At 62.2% G+C, this 2,465-nt stretch carries 2 protein-coding genes; one reads left to right on the forward strand and one right to left on the reverse strand.

Annotation, left to right across the window (positions count from 1 at the left end; genetic code table 11):
• Window positions 1-50 precede the first annotated feature (50 nt).
• A complete protein-coding gene (locus tag FFS25_RS13240; RefSeq protein WP_137803240.1) occupies window positions 51-962 on the forward strand; it encodes an IS5 family transposase in 912 nt (303 codons plus the stop codon).
• A 388-nt stretch (window positions 963-1,350) separates the two neighbouring features.
• Here the strand turns inward: FFS25_RS13240 and FFS25_RS13245 are convergent, their stop codons facing one another.
• On the reverse strand, window positions 1,351-2,184 hold the full coding sequence (locus FFS25_RS13245) for a hypothetical protein (RefSeq protein WP_137803241.1): 834 nt from the start codon (window positions 2,182-2,184) through the stop codon (window positions 1,351-1,353).
• Window positions 2,185-2,465 lie beyond the last annotated feature (281 nt).

Below are 2,465 nucleotides of genomic sequence, written 5' to 3' on the forward strand. Positions count from 1 at the left end.
CTAGGGCGTGTCTCCTTTATTGACCATTCCAGCACTGACACGGTGGTGTTGTGACTACGAAGCAACGACACCGAGTATTCACTGATGAGCAGTGGGAGAAGATTGAACCTCTCCTACCTTCGAATGCCGGCAAAAGAGCCCGACCGTTTGAAAACAACCGTCGAATCGTCGAGGGAATCGTCTACCGCTACCGTGTCGGCATCGCCTGGCGCGATCTGCCCCGTGAGCACTTCGGGCCTTGGCAGACGGTATGGAAACGTCACCGCCGCTACGCCGCCGATGGCACCTGGGACCGGGTGCTGGCCCACGTACTTTCTGATGCTGATGCTGCCGGTGATATCGACTGGAACGTCTCCGTGGATGGCACCATCAATCGTGGCCACCAGCATGCACCGAACACGACGCGCCCTGACCAAGACACAGGGGCTACGTCGAATTACAAGAATCTGCCCGATCAGGAGTGTGAGCCGACCGGGCATGGCATCGGTCGCTCGCGCGGTGGGCTGACGACGAAGATCCATCATGCCGTCGACGGCAATGGCCGCCCCCTGGCAGTGGTGGTCACCGGTGGACAGCGCCACGACGGGGTGATCCTGCCGCAGGTCCTTGCCGATATTCGAGTGCCGCGGGCTGGTGGCGGTCGCTCTCGCACTCGTCCGGATACCGTTCTCGCTGATCGTGCTTATGGGTCCAGGGCGAATCGCGAGTACCTGCGATCGCGAGGCATTCGGGCAGTGATCCCGGAGAAGAAGGACCAGGTCGCGAGCCGAAAGAGACGCGGGAGTAAGGGTGGACGGCCGCCGACGTTCGATGCTGGTGCCTATCGGAACCGCAACGTCGTGGAACGCTCGTTTGCCTACGTCAAACAGTGGCGAGGATTAGCAACGCGCTACGACAAGCTCGCGATCACCTATCGGGCGGCGGTCGTGATCAGCGCGATCCTGACATGGCTACGCCGATAAAGGAGACATGCCCTAGTTTACTCTGAAGCGCCCTGGGCTTCGTTCCGAGGTCAGGGCGCTTCATTGGTGACAAGAACCTCATGCCCCACAACAGCTAGGATCCCCTGCGCGATCAGCAGTATCCGGTCGCAGTCACGAGCCAACATGACGGAGGTCTGAAGGCTGAACTGCCTGGAATTCACGGTCGTCGTCGGGCAACCGCCGGCAGCCTACGCTCGCGTGGTGATCCCGTTCGACTCCAGTTGCCCTGCGCAACGCCATGCTCACCAAATGGCGACGACTTCGCCGACGATCCGATGAGGAGTCACCCCCGGGTAGTCCCATGACTATCCGCGGCGCTCATCGCTCCCGGAAAAGAGGATGCTTCAGGACCGGGGCGTCGCAGCACTCATGGAGTGATCCGGGGCAGGATTTCCTCGGCGGCAGCTTCGATCTGCTCGGTCAACCCAGCAGCGGTCAAAGCCGCGCGAATCTTGGCTCGCGCCTTTGTCGAGTTGATCCCCTCAAGATCGAGGCCCGCGGCGAGGTCTTCGGCTTGAGTGGCGAGGTCTACCAATTTTCCGTGTTTGTTGTTTGCCGGGTCGTAGGTAGAGAAGGGGATGTGGAAGACGTACTTATCGAAGTGACGTGGTCCGAGTAGGCCCTTGGTCTGGAGAGGTTGGACCCGCCGTAGAAGAGTCGCACTATTTAGTATGGCGACGAGGTAGCGGCCCTCTTCCGGGCTGTCCGTTGCGGTCCAGTAGAGGTTGTGATCGATGACCGCCTCGCTGTTCTCGAGACGGGCCGCGGCGAGAGCCGTCCCAGCCTTGCTGTACACCACTCGGTGAGGTGCAAGGGGAAGCTGGCGGGAGATCTGCTGGTGGTAGTCGAAGCGCTCGAGGAGGGGTTTGGTCTCGGAGGGCTTGCGGCCTTCCTCCCAGGCGCTCTCGACATCGGCCCACCAGCGGCTCAGGCCGTCATGGTCATCGACCTCATCGGGGGTGAGAATGTGGTCGTCGGCCAGAGGGAGTACACCAGTGCGCGCGGTGAGCGCGCGGTAGGGGGCAACGGTCTCCCCGAGGTGCACCTCGCGGACGAAGTTGCTCTCCACGGTGCCGCTCAGGGACGGCATCGACTTATAGGGCTCTTTCTCCTGGGCAACCCGCAAGGATTCAACGGCCACTCGCCCGGCGCCCGTACCGAAGGGGCCGGTGTGCCGGTTTGGAGTGACCAGCAGTGCCATACGCGGCACAAGGATTCCTCCCTGTCGGAATCGGGCTCGATACGGCGATTCCTGGGCGGTGGGTGCAGCAGACGTGTCTGCCACCAGAGCTGTAGTCGTGGTCACGCGTGATGCTGCCTCGTCCCAAGGCATGTCACCGCCGTGGGGAAGGCGCCCGTGCCAGGCCTGGGGCCTTGACCCTGAATCTTGGACACGGTGTCATTTCGGTTATGCCGCTTCCGGGAGTGTAGCGGAGGCGGCGGCTTCGTAGGCGTTCGGAGCGATGTTGCCGATCGCGCAGT

The sequence above is a fragment of the Kocuria sp. 2SI genome (genome assembly GCF_005502825.1).
Taxonomy (GTDB): domain Bacteria; phylum Actinomycetota; class Actinomycetes; order Actinomycetales; family Micrococcaceae; genus Kocuria; species Kocuria palustris.

Coding starts and splice junctions, on each gene's coding strand:
- FFS25_RS13245 (WP_137803241.1), bottom strand. CDS start 2,184: ATGGCACTGCTGGTCACTCCAAACCGGCACACCGGCCCCTTCGGTACG.